This is a genomic window from Umezawaea beigongshangensis (assembly GCF_016464305.1).
Lineage (GTDB): Bacteria > Actinomycetota > Actinomycetes > Mycobacteriales > Pseudonocardiaceae > Umezawaea_A > Umezawaea_A beigongshangensis.
Map to the genome: position 1 here is coordinate 1 of NZ_JAEIOJ010000022.1, position 15,279 is coordinate 15,279.

Here is a 15,279-nt window from a genome sequence, read left to right on the forward strand (position 1 = left end):
CTTTTAATCCGCGGGTTCGGGGTTCGATCCCCCGGCGGCCCACCACTTGACCAGCAGAAATACGGTCACGTAGATCGACCGCGACGTGTGCGCACCTCGATGTGTGCACGCCGTGTGCACGGGCCGTCCGTGACGTGAGCCGAGCAGCAGAGAGGCCGCCGCCCAACTTGGGCGGCGGCCTCTCCGTGTTAGGCGTGATCAGCGGTCGAGCTGATCGCCCTTCACGTGAAGCAGCAGGTCTACCCACGCAGCCCTGTCGAACTGAAGGATCGGACCAGCGACGTTCTTCGAGTCGCGGATCATGACCCTGACAGGCGTCAGGTGAACTTCTACGCAGTTCCCGCCGTTGCCATTGCTGCGGCTGCTCTTCTTCCATCGGGTCGCCATGCGGCCCTCCTACGTGAGTTCGCGTCTAACCCGATTGATCAGCCCCACCGTCTCCGCCGGGCCAAGGGCTGATCCGAGGAGCCTCTCAAACGTCAGGCTATAGCCCGCGACCTGCGCCGGGTGGTCAAGGTAATGAGCCGTTGTCAGGTCTTCGAGGTACACGATCCGCACGTCGAACGGATCTGGTAGCTCCAACACGACAAACGACGAGCCCATCGCGGGGTGAGCGCCCACAGCGAATGGCAGCACGTGCACCTCTACGTTGGGCAGCTCGGTCAGCTCCACCAGGCGGCCGAGCTGCGCGGCCATCGCTGTAGCGCCGCCGACAGGGCGGCGAATCACCGCCTCGTTGATCACGGCAATGAGGTGCGGCGGATCGTCTCCCGTCAGCACCGCCTGTCGTTCAGCCCGACCGGCGACCAGGCGATCAACCTCAGCTGGCGGCCTGGTCGGATCGGCTGCCAGCGTCACCGCGCGGGTGTAGTCCGGGTGCTGGAGCAGACCCGGCACCAGCTCAGTCTCGTACGTTCGGACCGCGTCGGCCGCCTGTTCGAGGCCGGCGAACTTCATCGCCCAGTCCGACACGCGATAGGTCGACCGTCGACGCGAGTCCCGTGCCAGCCCGCGCAGCTGCTCCAGCTGGTCAGGACCCAGGGCGAACAGGCGTCCAAGGGCATCGACCTCCAAGGCGGTGAGCGACCCCTTGCCGTTCTCAATACGGCTGATCTTGCTCAGGTCACAGCCCAGCACCCTGGCGAGATCCTCGCGCCGCACTCCCTGTGCAGCCTCGCGCAGGTCGCGTACAGCGATCCCGAGCAAGAGTTTGCTCACCACTGGATTGGCTGTCGGCATGGTCGCCATCCTCCTGTCTTCGATCTGCACATGCGGATAAATCACCCAGACGGACGACGCCTCACCGCTGTTAACTCGCATATGCGAGTTGTAGCGTGCGAGTTGCACATCACAGCCCCGCACACGCCGTCCGATCGGGCCAGCTCCCACGGAGCGATCGGACGTCGCGCCGGACCCGCACGTGCGCCCCCTCGGGAGTGCGCCGCGGCGCCCGGTGACGGAGCGGCGAGCTGGCCTGCTGCGGCCTGGCTCGTCGCTCCCCCAACGTTGGGAGGCACGGTGACAGATCACGAAATTCGCCGCGCGCTTGGGATCGAACTACGAACCCGTCGCGACGAGCACGGATGGACGCGCGCCGAGCTGGCCGAGCGCACGCTGGGCACCGTGTCCGCCCGAGCGCTGGAGGCGTACGAGACCGGGGATCGGCAAGTGACCGTCGGCACCCTGCTCCGGCTGGGCACCGCGCTCGGTGTGCGCGCCGACGTGGTGCTGGCCGCGGTCATCAGGCGAGTGCGGATGCCCGAGGCGCTCGATCTCCGCGTCGACCTGCACGCCCTCGCGTACGGCCCCGCCGAGGACCTCCTGCCGCTACGTCGATGGGCAGCGCTGCACCTGTCGATGCTGACCAGCGCAGACCCCCCGTACGTGTACCTCCCGCCCGCCGCAGTGAGCGCCCTCGCTCAGCTGTGCCAGGTTGACGTCGAGGAGCTGCTGCACCTCGTGGGTGCTGCCACGTCATCTGGAGAGCAGCCGTGACGGCGGGAGCAACTGGCGTGCTCGCCGTACTCGCCCTCGTAGTGCTGGGCGCCGTCGGCTGGGTCGTTCTCCACGTGCACCGCGAGGTGTTGCGCCGCCGCCAGGTCGCCCGTGTACGGGCTGCACTCGGCGCGCTTCCGCACCTGCTGGTGCCCCGATCCTCGGCGGAGGCGAGCGACACCGCGCACCTCGCCTCCGCCGGGCTCAGCCGCGGCGTGCTCCACGGCACGTGGTCCTGGTCGTGGTCTGCGTACCTCACCCGGATCGAACGCGACCGCGCTCCAGCCCGATCTCTCGCCGAGAGGTGTGGCTGGCGAGTGACGACCTCGGGGGTACTACCCCCCGATGCCCCCGAGGTCGTCCTAGACCACCCGGTCAGCCGCAGCGAGCACGCGCGGCCTGACCACCGGCCGCCGGGCGACGGCCGGTTATGCGCGGCGCGAGCGGGTGACAGCGCATCTCTACCTGGTCACGCGCTCCCCGCTCCCGCCGTGCCCTGCACCACCCCAGACCACCGGCCGCCCCCCGCATGTGCGGCCGGTGATGAGTGGCGGGGGCGGATCGCAGCGCGACGACCTGACACCCGCGCTCTCCGCCCCCGCCCCGCACACAGGAGGGCATCGTGACGCTGCTGCTGCCCGGCGACGTGGTCGCCGCGACCCTGTTCCCCGAGCTGCAACGCCTGCTCGACGCGCGCTGGCGGTTCCTGCCCATCGAGCCCGGCACCCGCCAAGTCGACGGCGTCCGGCTGTGGCCGGGCCGCTGGCGCGACGGCATCCGCGTCGCCAGCGCCACCGACGCGCTCGGCATCCGCACCGACCCGGACGGCGGCCTGGTGTGGGAGCTGACCGGCCTGCTGCCGGAGGTCGTGGACGAGCTGCTGGAGCTGCCCCCGCCCGGCACGCGCCTCGCGCCGCACCTGGTGATCGGCCGGGGGCCGCGATGAGCCGCACGTGCGACGGGCGCGGCCTGCTCGTCATCGACCCCGTGCGCCAGAGCGGCGGCGGCGACCCGATCACGACCCGGTGCCCCGGCTGCGACCGCTGCCGTCCCCCCGTCGGCACGATCGAGTGGGCGCGCGGGGTCATAGCGCGGGCACTGGCCCTACCACCTCCGGACGGTGACGACCGTCCGGCCGATGAGAACAGCCCACGACCGAAGGACCTGTCTTGACCCAGTCACACCGGCGGACCGCCCGCGCCGCCTGCGCTCTGGCCGTCGTCCTGTCCGCAGCACTCACCAGCAGCAGCTCGGCGCACGACCACACCACCGCGGCGACGCTCGACGCGCAGACGCGGGACACCGCCGCGCGGGCGGGCGTCGAGGGCGGCTGAGAGAGGATGCAGGGGTGAAGGTACGAGAATTCGGCAAGTGGCTGAACGCCGAGATCGAGCAGCTCGATCACGACGAGATCGTCGAGGTGATCGACCGGGTCGACCCCGAGCGGCTGCCCAACCACGTGGTCACTCGCGTCCGGTTCGCCAACAAGGCGACCGCCTCGGTCGGTGTCATGGCCGTGCGCGGCCCCGGAGCACCCCGGCACGAGCCGTACATCCTCCCCCGAGAGGTGTTCTGACCATGCGCAACGACAGGTTCCGCGACCTCGTGGAGCGCGTGGTCCACGACCACCCCGACGTGACCGGGATCGAACGGGTGAGCCTCGGCCGGGAGGGCGACGTCCTCCGGGTGAACTTCACCGACGGCACCCAGTTCGACCTGATGATCACCAACACCAGCCCGCCCGGCGGTGACGACCACTCCAAGCCCGAGACCGTCGTGACCAAGGAGCGACCGTAGGGAGGAGGTGAGACACATGGCGACCGGACGGTGTCCCGACTGCGACAGCGTGGCAGCAGATGCACCGGGCGACAGGGTGAGCGAGCACCAGGTCGGCGGACCCGGCACCGCGAGGTGCAGCGGTAGCGGCAAGACCGCTAAGTGATGTCCGAAACGCAGGATGAGGCCCCCGCCACCGGCGAACCGGTGGCGGGGGCCTCGTGCTGTGTCAGCTCTACAGCTGCACGCCACCGCCGGGGATCGGCACCAGCGGAACGCCGGTGTCGTCGCGCGGGTCGACGAGCGGGGTCACCCGCGGCTCGGCCTGGCGCACGATGCCGGTCGCGACGAGCACCGCGGTGACCGCGGTGACCACGGCGGGGAGCACGCCGAGCAGGCCGGTGATCGCGTCGCCCTGCGCGGCGGTGACCACGCCCCAGCCGACGAGCGCGGCGACGATCGAGCCGAGCGCGGTGATCGCACCGCCCAGACCGCGCGCGGCGGCGACGAGCGGGCGGGGACGGGTGGACAGATCAAGCTGGCTCATCAGGCCGTGGTCCTCTCGGTGGTGGTGTCGGCGGCCTCCTGGCCGTCGTCGTGCAGTCGCCGCGACAGCTCGTCGACCACGCGGCCGGCCTGGTCGGCGGCGTGCTCGCCCAGCACGGCGACCATCGCCGGGGCGACGTGCGCGAGCAGCCGCGCGGTCAGCTCCTCGGCCAGGCCGGCGGTGGCCCTGGCGACCGCGGTGTCGATGCGGTCGCCCAGCGCGTCGGCGGTGATCTCCGGGTTCTGGGCGACCTGGGCCAGGACCTCGTTCTGCGCGCTCTGCCCGGCGAGCACCCGCGCGAGGGCGTCGCCGTTGCGCCAGATCGCGTCGTGCAGGGTCTGCCCTCCCGGCGCGTTGGCCGACTCCGCGAGAAAGGCGTTCAGCCGGTCGAGCTTGGCGCGGTCGTTGTCCGTGAACATGTCGTCGTCCTCTCCACCCAGCAGGGTGCTCAGTGCGATGTCGGACTCGTTGACGTCGAGCCCGGACGAGGTGATGCCGCGGACCAGGTGCAGGCCCTCGGAGGTGAACTGGTGCACGTCGGTGCGGCCGACGTAGTACGGGATCGCGCCCCGGCCGCCGGAGTTGCTGCCGTAGGACGCGATCCAGATGACCAGGCCGGGGACGTCCCAGCGGTCCGGCCGCAGCTCGGCCGCCCACGACGCGCTCATGTAGATCGCCACGCGCTGCTGGCCGATGCGCTCCTGGAGCCGACGCAGGAACCGGACGCCGAAGTCCGCGGACTTCGTGCCCGGCTCCTCCAGGTCCAGCGCCGGGGGCAGCGTGCCCGGCCCGCGGCAGCCGAGCCGGATCACCTCGGCCGCGAGCACGTCGGCCTGCGCGATCGGATCACCGGGCAGCGCGTAGCCGTACAGGCCGGGCGCGATGCCGACGCTCCGCGCGCCGGCCACGGTCGGATCGGCTGGCGCCGGTGTCCGCGCGGCGTTGTTGGCGAACGCGATGCGCGTGCCGTTGGTGGCCTTGACCCAGCAGTACTCGACGCCGGACCTCCTGACGGCGGGCCAGTCCTGGACGTTCTGGTAGATGCGGAACACGTCAATGCCTCTGGCAGGCACGGGGTCACCTCACGGTGGGCAGTAGGGGCGGGGGCGGGTCGGTGGTGGATGGAGCAGGCGGCGGGATCGCCGTCTCGGTCTGGGTGGTGCAGGCGTCGCCCGCGTCCTCGGTGACGCCGTCGGTGTAGGTCACGCGCCACCGGCAGTCGACGACCTCGGCGCGCTGCACGCCGCGGCCGGGCCGTCCGCTCGGCAGCGGCCCGACGTCCTGAGTAGTTCCGTCGGTGTAGGTCAGCACCAGGCGGCCGTCGACGATCGCGCTCGACGCGATCCCGCGGCCGTCTGCGCCGTCTGCGCCGTCTGCGCCGTTGGCGCCGTCGCGGCCGGCGTCGCCCACGATCGGGCCGAGATCCTCGGCGGTGCCGTCGGTGTAGGCCAGGATCAGGCGGTCGCCGACGATGGAGCTGGACGCCACGCCACGCCCGGACTCGCCGTTCGTGCCGTCGCGGCCGGCGTCACCGACCACCCGCCCCTTGTCCTCGGTCGTGCCGTCGGAGTAGGCCACGATCAGGTGGCCGCCCTCGATGGCGGTACCGACGATCCCGCGCGGCACCGGTGCAGGATCGCTCTCCGGTGGCTGCACCACCGGCACGCCGCCGAGCCGCTCCACCTGATCGGCCAGGGCCTGCGCGGCAGCGTGGCTGTCGGCAGCCTGCTGGCTCAGCGTGGTGATCGCGGCGGCCTGCGCCGAGTTGTCCGCGCGGAAGGCCGCGACGGCGACGGCGACCAGGGCCAGGCCAAGCACGAGCAGGCCGAGCAGCGCCCACACCAGGCGGTGCCCGCGAGGGTCCGCGGCACGATCGGCGCTGCGGTCGAGCACGTCCTGCAGTCGGGTGTCGGTCACTGCGGCTCCTCCTCGGTGAGGCGCCGCAGCGCCTGGGTCAGCTCGTCGGGAGTGATCTCGCCGTCCTCGGCCGCCGCGGCGAGGTCCTCGACCACAGCGCGGGCGGTGTCCCGGCGCTCGCCTCCGGATCTCCGAACGGTCGTGTAGACCAGCGCGAACGCTGACGCGCTGGTCATGATCAGTCCGCCGATGGCGGTCAGCAGCGTCGCGAGGTCGCCCACCGGTCCCCTCCTCGGGTAGTGCACTCGGGTGATGGGCGGTCGCCGACGTAGCACGTGGGCACGTGGCGACGATGAGTAGGTGGTTGGGGACGACTCAGGGGGACACATGCAGATCCAGCGACGCCCGGCACTGCTCGCATCGGCCGGCGTGGTGATGGCCACGCTCACCGCGGTGGGAGCGGTGATGCTCAGCGGTCCGCAAAACCAGGGCGACCGGGTGGTGCCCGCCGGCGAGCAGCTCGTGCTCGACAGCGCCGTGCGCAGCAGCAGCGTCAGCAGCTCGTCGACGTCGCCTAGCTCGGCCGCGACCAGCAGCAGCGACAGCGCCCCGGCAGCGGGCGAGACGACCACCGGCGCGGCCGACGCCCCACCGGCGGGCACTGAGCCCGGCACGGAGGACACGCAGCAGCCTGGACACCCGGTGCCGGGCGCCCCCGCACCAGGCCCCGGTGAGGAGCCCGACGCCCCCGACGTCCCCGTGGTGACCACGACCGTTCCGCCGGTGGTGACCGAGCCGCAGACCTGGCCCGTGGCCACGACGCCGCCACAGACCGAGTGGTGCTGGATGGACGACAGCGACCCGGAGCGCTACCCCAACGGCCGCGAGGTGTGCAGCACCACGCCGCGCTAGGTCTGCCGCGTGTAGCAGGCCAACAGCTGCACGGCCGTGCGGCCCGTGCCGCCCGTGCCGGTGACGCGCAGCTGCAGAGACACGTTGGTCGCGTCGAGCAGCGGGGCCAGCGGGAACGGGCCGCGCGTGCCGACGATCAGGGCGGTCTCGGTCCACGTGCCGATCACCGTGTTGTTGGCGATCAGCTCGTAGGTGGCGCTGGTGCTGCCGTTGATCGCTCCCCACACGCCGTTGATCGCGATCCTCGGGTGCGACACCAGCGGAATGCGGCCCTCCCACAGCACCTTGGACTCGGTGACGGTCGCGGTCTCCACGGTCCAGTAGCCACTGACCGTCGAGGTCGGCAGGAACAGCGGGTACAGCACCACCGGCAGCCAGGGCCGCGCGATGCCGCCGGTTTCGGTGTCGTCGCTGAACAGCTCGCGGTTGAACCGGTCCGTGAGCCGCCAGAACTGGTTGCCAGCTGCGGTGAACCCGGTCCACATCACGTCGGACCCGCCCTCACGGCGAATGCGGATGATCTGGCGCCCCTGGCTGTCCGGGCCGAAGTAGAGGATTTGAGTGTCGTTGTCGTCGACCATGCGCAGAAACGCATCCTTGAGCAGCGTCAAGCCGCCACGGGTGATAGTGGCCGAGGCGAGGCCGATTGCGGCCCGCATCCGCCGCAGTTCGTCCTCGGCGCGCTTGATGCGGTCGAGCAGGTTCGACGGGCTGTTGATCTGCCCCACGGTGCTCCTCTCCTACGCCACGCCGTCGAGCAGCGGGGCTAGCGTCAGTTCCACGCGCTCGGCTTGCGCGCCTGGGGTGAACTTCATGTCGACGACGCGCACGGGCGCCTCCAGACCGCGGGTGTGGAAGCGGTCGCCGCCGCGTGGGACAACCAGCACGCCGTCGTCGCCGCGGTCGACCTCGGCCGCGGTGGGCGAGCTGTCGCCACGGGTGATGAGCGTGGGCAGCACGACAGGCATCCGGGAGACCTCGCGGTCGGCTTGGGCGTGGCCAAACAGGACGTCCGCGCTGTCGCCGTCGTATCCGATGTCACCCTCCAGCAGCGGCCAGCCCTGGGCGTAGCGGCCAGGGTCCTCGTCGATCGCGATCGGTGTGCCCTCGTCGATGCCCTCGCCGACGGCCGCGGCGCGGGTGAGCATCCGCGTGCCGTCGCTGGGCCACCCGTAGCGGGTGACGTTGCCGCCGATCTCCCACCGGTGGGCACTGCCCTGCTGGCCGAGCCACGGCGTGCCCTGCCGCAGCACGCGGCGCGGTGCCGCGCCGGTGCCCGGCGCGACGTCGAACACGAGGTCTTGCCCGCCGATGACGTTGGTCAGGTTGCGCAGCATGTCGCCGACGCTGGACAGCTTCCACGGCGGGTAGTTCCGATCACGCAGCACATCTGACAACGAGGTGTCCGTAGCGATCTCGATCCCGATGTCACCGCCTGTGTGAGACTGCGCGAGCGCCAACAGGCCGCGTGCGATCGCGTTCTGGTCGACGTTGTCGAACCCGGTCGGCGGCAGACCGGCCACGGCGAACAAGTCCGGGTCGGCGGGCAGGACGGGCAGCACCCACCGGTGGTCGAAGTAGGACCAGAACTCCCCTGCGCTGATCCGCACGGTCTCGGTCGCGGAGTCGTAGTCGCGGGTCCAGATGATGCCGCCCCACATCGGCCGGTCGTCCCGGATCGCGTAGACGGCCCGCTTGCACGGCGTGGTCAACCGGTAGGGGTCGAGCCGGTCAGTTGCCGGGGAGAGCTTCCACGACGCGTCGAACCGGCCGGACGCGTTGAGAGGCTTGTTGAACGACACGGCGTGCAGCCGCACCTCCTCCAGGACCACGTTGGTCCTGAGATCGGCGATCAAGTACGTGTAGACCGGAGCGGCCACGGTTCACCTCACCCCTCGATCAGAGCGCCTGACGTGCCGCCGATGTCCATCACGGACAGCTCGAACGGCTGGTCGGTGAACGCGCCGGGGGTGACGGTGCCGGTGCCGGACAGCCGCAACGCGCGGACCTGCAGCGCCAGCGAGGTCTCCGACGCACCGGTGACGTACGTGCCGCGGGCACGCAGGACCCGGTTCAGGCCGGAACTGGGCAGCTCCTCCTCCAGCGAGGAAAAGCGCTTGGTGCCGCCGACGTGAATTTTCAGCTCGATTCCGGTACCGGCGCTGCTGCTCTTGAAGGGACCGCACGTATCCAGCTGGTAGACGCGGCGCGGCTCAACGGCGACGGTCTTGGAGTAGATCACCGTGTCAGCGGAGGTGAACGTGGCCCAGGCAGGGTTGTCGTCCTCGGAGTACAGGTAGACCAGGCCGCGAGGCGCCGAGGCCGACCCCATCCGAAGCCACGTCGACGTGGGGGCGTCGTACTGCCAGAGCGTGTCGGTGTCGGTGGTGACGCAGCACTGCCCTCCTCGGGGAGAGGTGATGGCGGATGCCCGGTCACTGACCGACGCGCAGACGGCCACGCCCTGCACGACCCAGTCGCCGGTGTCGTAGACCTCCAGCCACAGGCGGTCGTAGCGGTAGATCGTCATGCCGTCCCAGGGGGCGTCGATCGCTTCGCGCTCGGCCTCGCTGTAGATCGGCAGGACACCGCCGGTGGCCACCGTGTAGGGCAGCGCCACGTGCTCAATGTCGGAGTTGGTCAGCGCGGACGCACCGGCCGGCACGGTGATCCGCGCGCGAGCGAGGTAGTTCGGGCTGCCGTCGACCTCGGGGTCGGTGGGCACCGGTGCCGGGTCGCCGACGACGTGGCGGATGCGCAGCTGGCTGTCGGGGTCGCCGTGGTAGGTGTCGGACTGCTGCCACACGATCAGGTCGACGCGCGGGTCGGCGGGGTCGGCCGGCGCGGTGCCGAGCACGTCGATGTCCTCGACCTCGTCGAGGGTGAGGGTGTACGTCCCGCCACCGCCGGATCGCCCGTCGACCAGCACCGCCCGGAACGGGCTCATGTGGACCTCGCCGTTGGGGGTGGGTGCGGTCGCGGTGACCCGGCCGGGCTCACTTCCGGCAGGGACCAGGCCGGTGCGCGAGGTGATCGGCCCGGTGGGGGTCCACAGTGCACTCATGCTCAGCCGCGCGTCGACGACGCTGATCAGCCCGGTGTCCTCGTCGATGGTGACGGCCCACGATGCGCGCGGCGCCATGCGTCCTCCTACAGGTCGGTGTGGTGGTAGAGAGCCGTCAGGTAGCCGGTGCCGTCCGCAGAGTCGAACCGCACGCGCGTGACGCCCGGGGGCAGGGTGAACCACTCGCGGCGCACCAGGGCGCTACTGCGCGACACGCCGGACTGCACCAGCAGCACCGTCTTGTCCGCGGTGGACACGTCGAGCACCTGCCCAGCGGGCAGGGTGTAGTCGTCGTCGAACCACAGCCGCCGGCCGGTGTCGGCGTTGGTGATCCGCGGTGCCGGACACGGGCCGGTGATGCGCCACGTGGGCTGTGCGTGCGCGGGGCCTGCGTTGGTGAGCACCAGCTCGCCCCCGGCCGGCGTGCCGCCGAACCGGAGCGGGAACCGCAGCGGGAACGGCAGGCCGCCGCTGCTGGGGACCGGCGGTGTGATCTCGGGGGCGAGCTGCGGCAGACGCAGGATGCGCGGGTTGCTCGCCCGCCAGCGCACCACGCACTGCGTGAGGCCGATCGAGTAGTCGAGGTTCTCGGGGATGATGCGGCCGACGCAGCGCGCCCACACCATCCCCGTGATCCCCGCAGACCGGACGACGAGCGGTTCCTCCTCGGGGTTCTCGTCCAGGGTGGTGATCCGGCGCAGCAGGTTCACCGCGTCGTAGAACCCGGCCGGCCCGGCGATGGTGAGGGTGAGGGTGACCACGCGCCGGTCGAGCAGCAGCTGCCCGGCCTGCGCGCCGTGCTCGTTGTCCAGCGCCACGTCGCCATCACGGGTGTCGGGCTGATCCAGCCACCCCTCCAGCGCGACCTTGCCGAACCGGGTGTCGTTGCCCAGCAGCACCCCGCGCCACTCCAGCTGGTCGTCCGCGGTGATGAGGTCCCCAGCAGCCATCTCAGCCACCCCCTCGTGAGAACCAGTCCAGCTCGTGCGCGACGTCGTCCGGACTCGCGTCGTCGGGCGGGTGGTAGTTCTCGATGTGGACCAGGGCGCGACCGCCGGCGGTGCCCGCGCTGCCGCTCGAAGCAAGCGCGGTGCCACCACCGGAAGCACCACCGACGCCAGCGCCGATGGCGCCGAGCCGGTTGGTGACGCCCTCGACGTAGCTCCACAGCAGCGACTCCTGCGACCGCAGACCGCCGAGCAGGCCCTGCATGATCGCCTGACCGGCCGGGGTGAGCAGCACCCGGTCGTAGGGCAGCGGGCCCTTCAAGGCGGCGATCTTGTCGCCGATGCCGCCCACGAAGTTGTAGACGCTCTGGACGCTGGCCTGCAGGCCGCGCAGCAGGCCGTCGATGATCGCCCGGCCCGCGCCCCACAGCAGGCTGCCGAGGTTGCCCAGCGCGGACAGGATGCGACCGGGCAGCCCGCCGATCCACGACACGATGCCGTTGGCGGTGTTGACCGTGGCGGTGCTCGCTGAGTTCCACGCCGCCGAGGCCCAGCCCGACAGCATCCCGCCGAGCGCGGCGACCGCTGAGACGATGCGGCCCGGCAGGGACACGACCCAGTTGACGATGCCGTTGGCCACCGACGTGGTGGTCGACGTCGCCCAGGACCAGGCCGCCGACGCCCACCCGGCGAGCATCCCGCCGAGCGCGGCGAGCGCGGCGAGGATGCGGCCCGGCAGCGCGGTGACCCACGTGACGATCGCGGTGACGCCGGTGACCACCGCGGTGGTGGCCCACGTCCACGCCGTCGTGAACAGCTCGACGAGCAGGCCCGGCAGCGCGGCGAGGCCCTGCACGATCCAGATCGGCAGGACGATGATTGCGGCGAGCAGCCACTGCACGCCCTCCACGACTGCCGACAGCGCGGCCGACAGTGCCGTGCTGAACGACGTGGCGAGCACGCCGGGCAGTGCGGCCAGGAGCGCACCGACCTGACCGGGGATCGCCGACAGCCACGCCAGCAGGCTCTGCCAGGCGCTCACCGCCCACGTCGCCGCGGCGCTGAACCAGCCGCCGATCATCGCGGGCAGCGAGCCGAACCAGGCCACCGCCGTGCGGATGCCGGCCACGGCCGCGGCGACCGCGGACTGCACGAACCGCCACGCGGCGGGCAGCGCGCCGGTCAGCCACGAGATCGCACCGGCCAGGGTGCCGACGATCCCGGCCGCCAGGCCGGTCACGGCGCCGAGCACGCCCACCAGAGCGGGCGAGAGGAACCCGACGATCCCGGCTGCGAGCTTGGCGACCAGGGTGATGATCGGGACCAGGGCGACCGCCAGCTGCGCGATCGGCGGCAGCAGCTGCAGGGTGACGGGCAGCAGCGCGATGATCACGTCGACCAGCGACCCGAACAGCGGTTCGAGCGCCACCAGCGTGGCCAGCAGCGCGCCGCCGAGCTGCACCGCGAACTCCCCGATACCGGGGATCAGCTGCGTGACCGCACCGGCCAGCCGCAGCAGCGCCGCACCCAGCGCGCCGACCAGCAGCCCGGCGATCTGACCGACGATCGGGGCGAGCTGCAGCAGCACCGGCACCAGGGCACCGGCGAGCTGGGCGACGATCTGCGCAAACAGCGGAGCGAGCGGCATCAGCGGCGCGAGCAGCCCGATCAGCGGGCCGATGAGCTGCGCGGCCAGGTCGACGACCTGCACCAGGATCGGCGCGAGCTGCACGAGCACGCCGGCCAGCTGCGCGAACAGCGCGACGATCGGAGGCCCAGCGGCGGCGAGCAGGTTGCCCAGTGCCGAGGCCAGCGGCATCAGGGCGGTAGCGACCTGCACGAACAGCGGGCCGAGCTGGATCAGCACGGGTACCAGGGCGCCGACGAGCCCCGACACCAGGACGTTGATCACGGGCACGAGCGCGGCCAGGATCGGCCCGCCCACCTGCGCGAGGGTGGCCAGCAGAGTGCCGACGTTGCCCAGCACACCGATCAGCAGCGGGCCGAGCGCGGACAGCGCCGTGCCCGCGCCTGCCGCGCCGGCGGAGATGTTGGCGGCGAACCCGCCGACCGCGGTCCCGGCGGCGGCCAAGAGGTCCGCCAGGCCCTCGACCACCGGCCCGGCCGCGGTGATGGCGGTGACCAGGCCGGGCATGGCGTTGACGGCGAACCCGGTGACGCCCTCGGTCAGTGTCATCAGGTAGGGACCGATGGCGGTGAAGATCGCGCCGAGCTGCGGCAGGATCGCGGCGAACGCCTTGCCCAGCTCGGCAGGGATCGCGGCGAACACCGGGATCAGCGACGACGCAGCCTCGGCGGTGCCGGTCTTCACCTGCTCGGCCAGGCCCGACCACGCCTCGGCCACGGCCGGGACGTCCTTAAGCGCAGCTGCGGCCACGGCTGCGAACAGCAAGGGCAGTGCGCCGAGCGCGGCACCAGTGGCCAGGGCGCCACCGGCAGCCGCACCGCCGAAGAGCGCGAAGTGCCGCGACAGCGAGGCGACGTCGGCCGCCGAGCGCTGCGCCATCGCACCGGTCCGGGTGCTCAGGTCGCCCACCGCGTCGGCCGTCGAGGACACCTCGCGCCGCACCCCGGCGAAAACTCGGCTGACGTTGTCCCGCCCGAGGAGGTTGAACAGCAGCGACGTGTCAGACACGGGGTCACCCCCGTTCTGCTCTACCGGCGGCGGCGGTCCTGCTGGCGCTCAGAGACGATCTTGTCCACGGCCGCGCACAACGTCCGGAACTCCGGGACGGTCAGCGCCGCTTGGTCTTGGAAGGAGAGGCCGAACTCGGACGCGATCGAGATGCGGTACGCCGTTCGCGCCTGTTGGAGAGGGCTTTTCCCGCGCCGCTGCCCTCCGGGGCAGCAGCGATCTCGGCGTCCAGGCGCGCGAGCGCCTCGGGCGCGGTGGACGCCGGCAGTCCGTCGCGCATCGCCTGCAGCTCGTCGCGGTCCAGCTCGACGAGCAGCTGCCCGGTCGCGAAGTTGGGCACGTCCTCGTAGCGCAGTGCGGGGTGCTCGCGGCGCATCAGCAGCCACAGCAGGTGTCGCCGTGCGCGGATGCCACCACGCACCAGCTCCACCAGGAACTCGTCCCACGTGCGGCCGAAACTGGCCTCAACGGGCTCGGCGTCGGCCGCGGTGATCGCGGCGGCCTCGAACTCCCACGTGCGCTCCTCGACGTCGCCGTCGGGGCTGTAGGTGACGAACATGGCGGATGCTCCTCGGGTCAGGACTTGCTCGTGATGCGCTGCTCGGCGGCGCGCAGAACGCCGGCCATCGCGCGCTTGTGCTTGGCACGGTCGCGCCTGGTGGTGTCGTCGAACCAGCCCGGCCGACCCATCTGGTGAATCCGCGCAGACGGGTTGTTGATCGCCGGGTGGGTGAAGCCCTTGCGGGCGTTGAGTCGCTTGGGGGCGTTGCGGAACTTCCGCACGCTCGGGGTCTTCTTCGCGCGCAGCGCCGCGCCGGCGAACCGGCCGGACGGCTTGATCTGCACCATGACCTTGGAGGCCACGACGCTGCGCAGTTTCAGGCCGGCGTGCCCGTTGGAGGGCATCGCGCGGATCGCGGCGCGGGCTGCGTTGCGGGTGGGGTTGAGCACGGCGCGCATCTCGCGCACCATGTCGCGCCGCATCGCCTTGCCGTCCTCCTCGGACCGCAGCGCGCGGGCGAGGTCGCGCAGCTTGCGCTCCTCGGCGGAGATGTGCACCACCACCGGCGCTCACCTCCTGTCCGAGGTCGAGCACCGGCGACGGGCGGGGTCAGGCCGTGGTGCGGACGATCGCGCCGGACGTCGGGAACTCGACGTCGACGGTCGCGACGTCGCCCACCGACCCGGCGATCGGGGACCACTTCTTGACCAGCAGGTTGCCGCCGTAGGCGGGGTTCGTGGCGGAGGCTGCGGCGTTGTCCAGGCGCACGGAGAACGGCACGACCTCGCCGAGCAGCGGCCACATCAGCGCGTCGATCTCACCGGCGGCGGTGTCCTGCTGGAACGTCGCCCCGAGGCTGCCGGACTTGATGCCGCCCTGCACCTCCTTCCACCCGAGGCTGGCGAACGTGGTGACGTCCTTCTCGTCGACCTCGGCGGTGACCTCGATCTTGGAGCAGTGATCGGACAGGTCGTTGCCGTCGATCGTGATGTGACTGGCGAGCAGGACCATTGCGGGCATGAG

20 protein-coding genes are annotated in these 15,279 nt (G+C 71.5%); 6 read left to right on the plus strand and 14 right to left on the minus strand.

From position 1 onward, the window contains the following. Nucleotides 1–198: 198 nt before the first annotated feature. Both IMZ35_RS29195 and IMZ35_RS29200 read right to left on the minus strand, forming a co-directional pair. Complete coding sequence (locus tag IMZ35_RS29195) at nt 199–387, minus strand: DUF397 domain-containing protein (RefSeq protein ID WP_199444439.1); 189 nt, start codon at nt 385–387, stop codon at nt 199–201. Nucleotides 388–396: 9 nt separating this feature from the next. Further along, complete coding sequence (locus tag IMZ35_RS29200) at nt 397–1,347, minus strand: helix-turn-helix domain-containing protein (RefSeq protein WP_199444440.1); 951 nt, start codon at nt 1,345–1,347, stop codon at nt 397–399. On the opposite strand from IMZ35_RS29200, the gene IMZ35_RS31595 reads away from it, so the two are divergent. From IMZ35_RS31595 to IMZ35_RS29225, 5 genes are all read left to right on the plus strand, one after another. Continuing rightward, complete coding sequence (locus IMZ35_RS31595) at nt 1,321–1,995, plus strand: helix-turn-helix domain-containing protein (protein ID WP_267877307.1); 675 nt, start codon at nt 1,321–1,323, stop codon at nt 1,993–1,995. The two genes, IMZ35_RS29200 and IMZ35_RS31595, sit on opposite strands and share 27 nt — an antisense overlap. A gap of 622 nt (nt 1,996–2,617) precedes the next feature. Beyond that, nucleotides 2,618–2,941, plus strand: coding sequence for a hypothetical protein (locus IMZ35_RS29210; protein ID WP_307869002.1), 324 nt, complete (start codon nt 2,618–2,620; stop codon nt 2,939–2,941). A gap of 223 nt (nt 2,942–3,164) precedes the next feature. Continuing rightward, a complete protein-coding gene (locus tag IMZ35_RS29215) occupies nt 3,165–3,329 on the plus strand; it encodes a hypothetical protein (RefSeq protein ID WP_199444442.1) in 165 nt (54 codons plus the stop codon). A 14-nt stretch (nt 3,330–3,343) separates the two neighbouring features. Further along, on the plus strand, nt 3,344–3,571 hold the full coding sequence (locus tag IMZ35_RS29220; protein ID WP_199444443.1) for a hypothetical protein: 228 nt from the start codon (nt 3,344–3,346) through the stop codon (nt 3,569–3,571). 2 nt (nt 3,572–3,573) lie between these two features. After that, nucleotides 3,574–3,792, plus strand: a complete 219-nt coding sequence (locus IMZ35_RS29225; RefSeq protein ID WP_199444444.1) for a hypothetical protein — start codon at nt 3,574–3,576, stop codon at nt 3,790–3,792. A 214-nt stretch (nt 3,793–4,006) separates the two neighbouring features. Here the strand turns inward: IMZ35_RS29225 and IMZ35_RS29230 are convergent, their stop codons facing one another. Genes IMZ35_RS29230 through IMZ35_RS29245 form a run of 4 tightly spaced genes read right to left on the minus strand, consistent with a single transcriptional unit; the run spans nt 4,007 to nt 6,456 of the window. After that, on the minus strand, nt 4,007–4,318 hold the full coding sequence (locus IMZ35_RS29230; protein WP_199444445.1) for a hypothetical protein: 312 nt from the start codon (nt 4,316–4,318) through the stop codon (nt 4,007–4,009). Next, on the minus strand, nt 4,318–5,391 hold the full coding sequence (locus IMZ35_RS29235; protein ID WP_199444446.1) for a glycoside hydrolase family 25 protein: 1,074 nt from the start codon (nt 5,389–5,391) through the stop codon (nt 4,318–4,320). The genes IMZ35_RS29230 and IMZ35_RS29235 overlap by 1 nt, the downstream gene beginning before the upstream one ends. A gap of 4 nt (nt 5,392–5,395) precedes the next feature. Further along, nucleotides 5,396–6,235, minus strand: coding sequence for a hypothetical protein (locus IMZ35_RS29240; protein ID WP_199444447.1), 840 nt, complete (start codon nt 6,233–6,235; stop codon nt 5,396–5,398). Further along, nucleotides 6,232–6,456, minus strand: coding sequence for a hypothetical protein (locus IMZ35_RS29245; RefSeq protein WP_199444448.1), 225 nt, complete (start codon nt 6,454–6,456; stop codon nt 6,232–6,234). Before IMZ35_RS29245 ends, IMZ35_RS29240 begins: the two co-directional genes overlap by 4 nt. Before the next feature lie 106 nt (nt 6,457–6,562). Between IMZ35_RS29245 and IMZ35_RS29250 the strand changes: the two genes are divergently transcribed. Continuing rightward, entirely contained in the window at nt 6,563–7,087 is a 525-nt protein-coding gene (locus IMZ35_RS29250; protein WP_199444449.1) for a hypothetical protein, read from the plus strand. On the opposite strand, the gene IMZ35_RS29255 is transcribed toward IMZ35_RS29250, so the two are convergent. The 8 genes from IMZ35_RS29255 to IMZ35_RS29290 all read right to left on the minus strand — a co-directional run bounded on the left by IMZ35_RS29255 (nt 7,084) and on the right by IMZ35_RS29290 (nt 15,276). Next, nucleotides 7,084–7,815 carry a hypothetical protein gene (locus IMZ35_RS29255; RefSeq protein WP_199444450.1) on the minus strand — a complete coding sequence of 244 codons (732 nt, stop codon included), beginning with the start codon at nt 7,813–7,815 and terminating at the stop codon, nt 7,084–7,086. The two genes, IMZ35_RS29250 and IMZ35_RS29255, sit on opposite strands and share 4 nt — an antisense overlap. 12 nt (nt 7,816–7,827) lie before the next feature. Beyond that, on the minus strand, nt 7,828–8,967 hold the full coding sequence (locus IMZ35_RS29260) for a hypothetical protein (protein ID WP_199444451.1): 1,140 nt from the start codon (nt 8,965–8,967) through the stop codon (nt 7,828–7,830). An 8-nt stretch (nt 8,968–8,975) separates the two neighbouring features. Further along, nucleotides 8,976–10,229 carry a hypothetical protein gene (locus tag IMZ35_RS29265; RefSeq protein ID WP_199444452.1) on the minus strand — a complete coding sequence of 418 codons (1,254 nt, stop codon included), beginning with the start codon at nt 10,227–10,229 and terminating at the stop codon, nt 8,976–8,978. A gap of 8 nt (nt 10,230–10,237) precedes the next feature. Beyond that, nucleotides 10,238–11,101: a phage distal tail protein gene (locus IMZ35_RS29270; RefSeq protein ID WP_199444453.1), complete on the minus strand. Its 864-nt coding sequence runs from the start codon at nt 11,099–11,101 to the stop codon at nt 10,238–10,240. Between the two features lies 1 nt (nt 11,102). Next, on the minus strand, nt 11,103–13,754 hold the full coding sequence (locus IMZ35_RS29275; protein ID WP_199444454.1) for a phage tail family protein: 2,652 nt from the start codon (nt 13,752–13,754) through the stop codon (nt 11,103–11,105). A gap of 100 nt (nt 13,755–13,854) precedes the next feature. Next, nucleotides 13,855–14,313, minus strand: coding sequence for a hypothetical protein (locus IMZ35_RS29280; RefSeq protein WP_199444455.1), 459 nt, complete (start codon nt 14,311–14,313; stop codon nt 13,855–13,857). Nucleotides 14,314–14,330: 17 nt separating this feature from the next. Then, nucleotides 14,331–14,819, minus strand: coding sequence for a hypothetical protein (locus IMZ35_RS29285; protein WP_199444456.1), 489 nt, complete (start codon nt 14,817–14,819; stop codon nt 14,331–14,333). Nucleotides 14,820–14,865: 46 nt separating this feature from the next. Next, on the minus strand, nt 14,866–15,276 hold the full coding sequence (locus IMZ35_RS29290; protein ID WP_199444457.1) for a phage tail protein: 411 nt from the start codon (nt 15,274–15,276) through the stop codon (nt 14,866–14,868). Between the last annotated feature and the right edge of the window lie 3 nt (nt 15,277–15,279).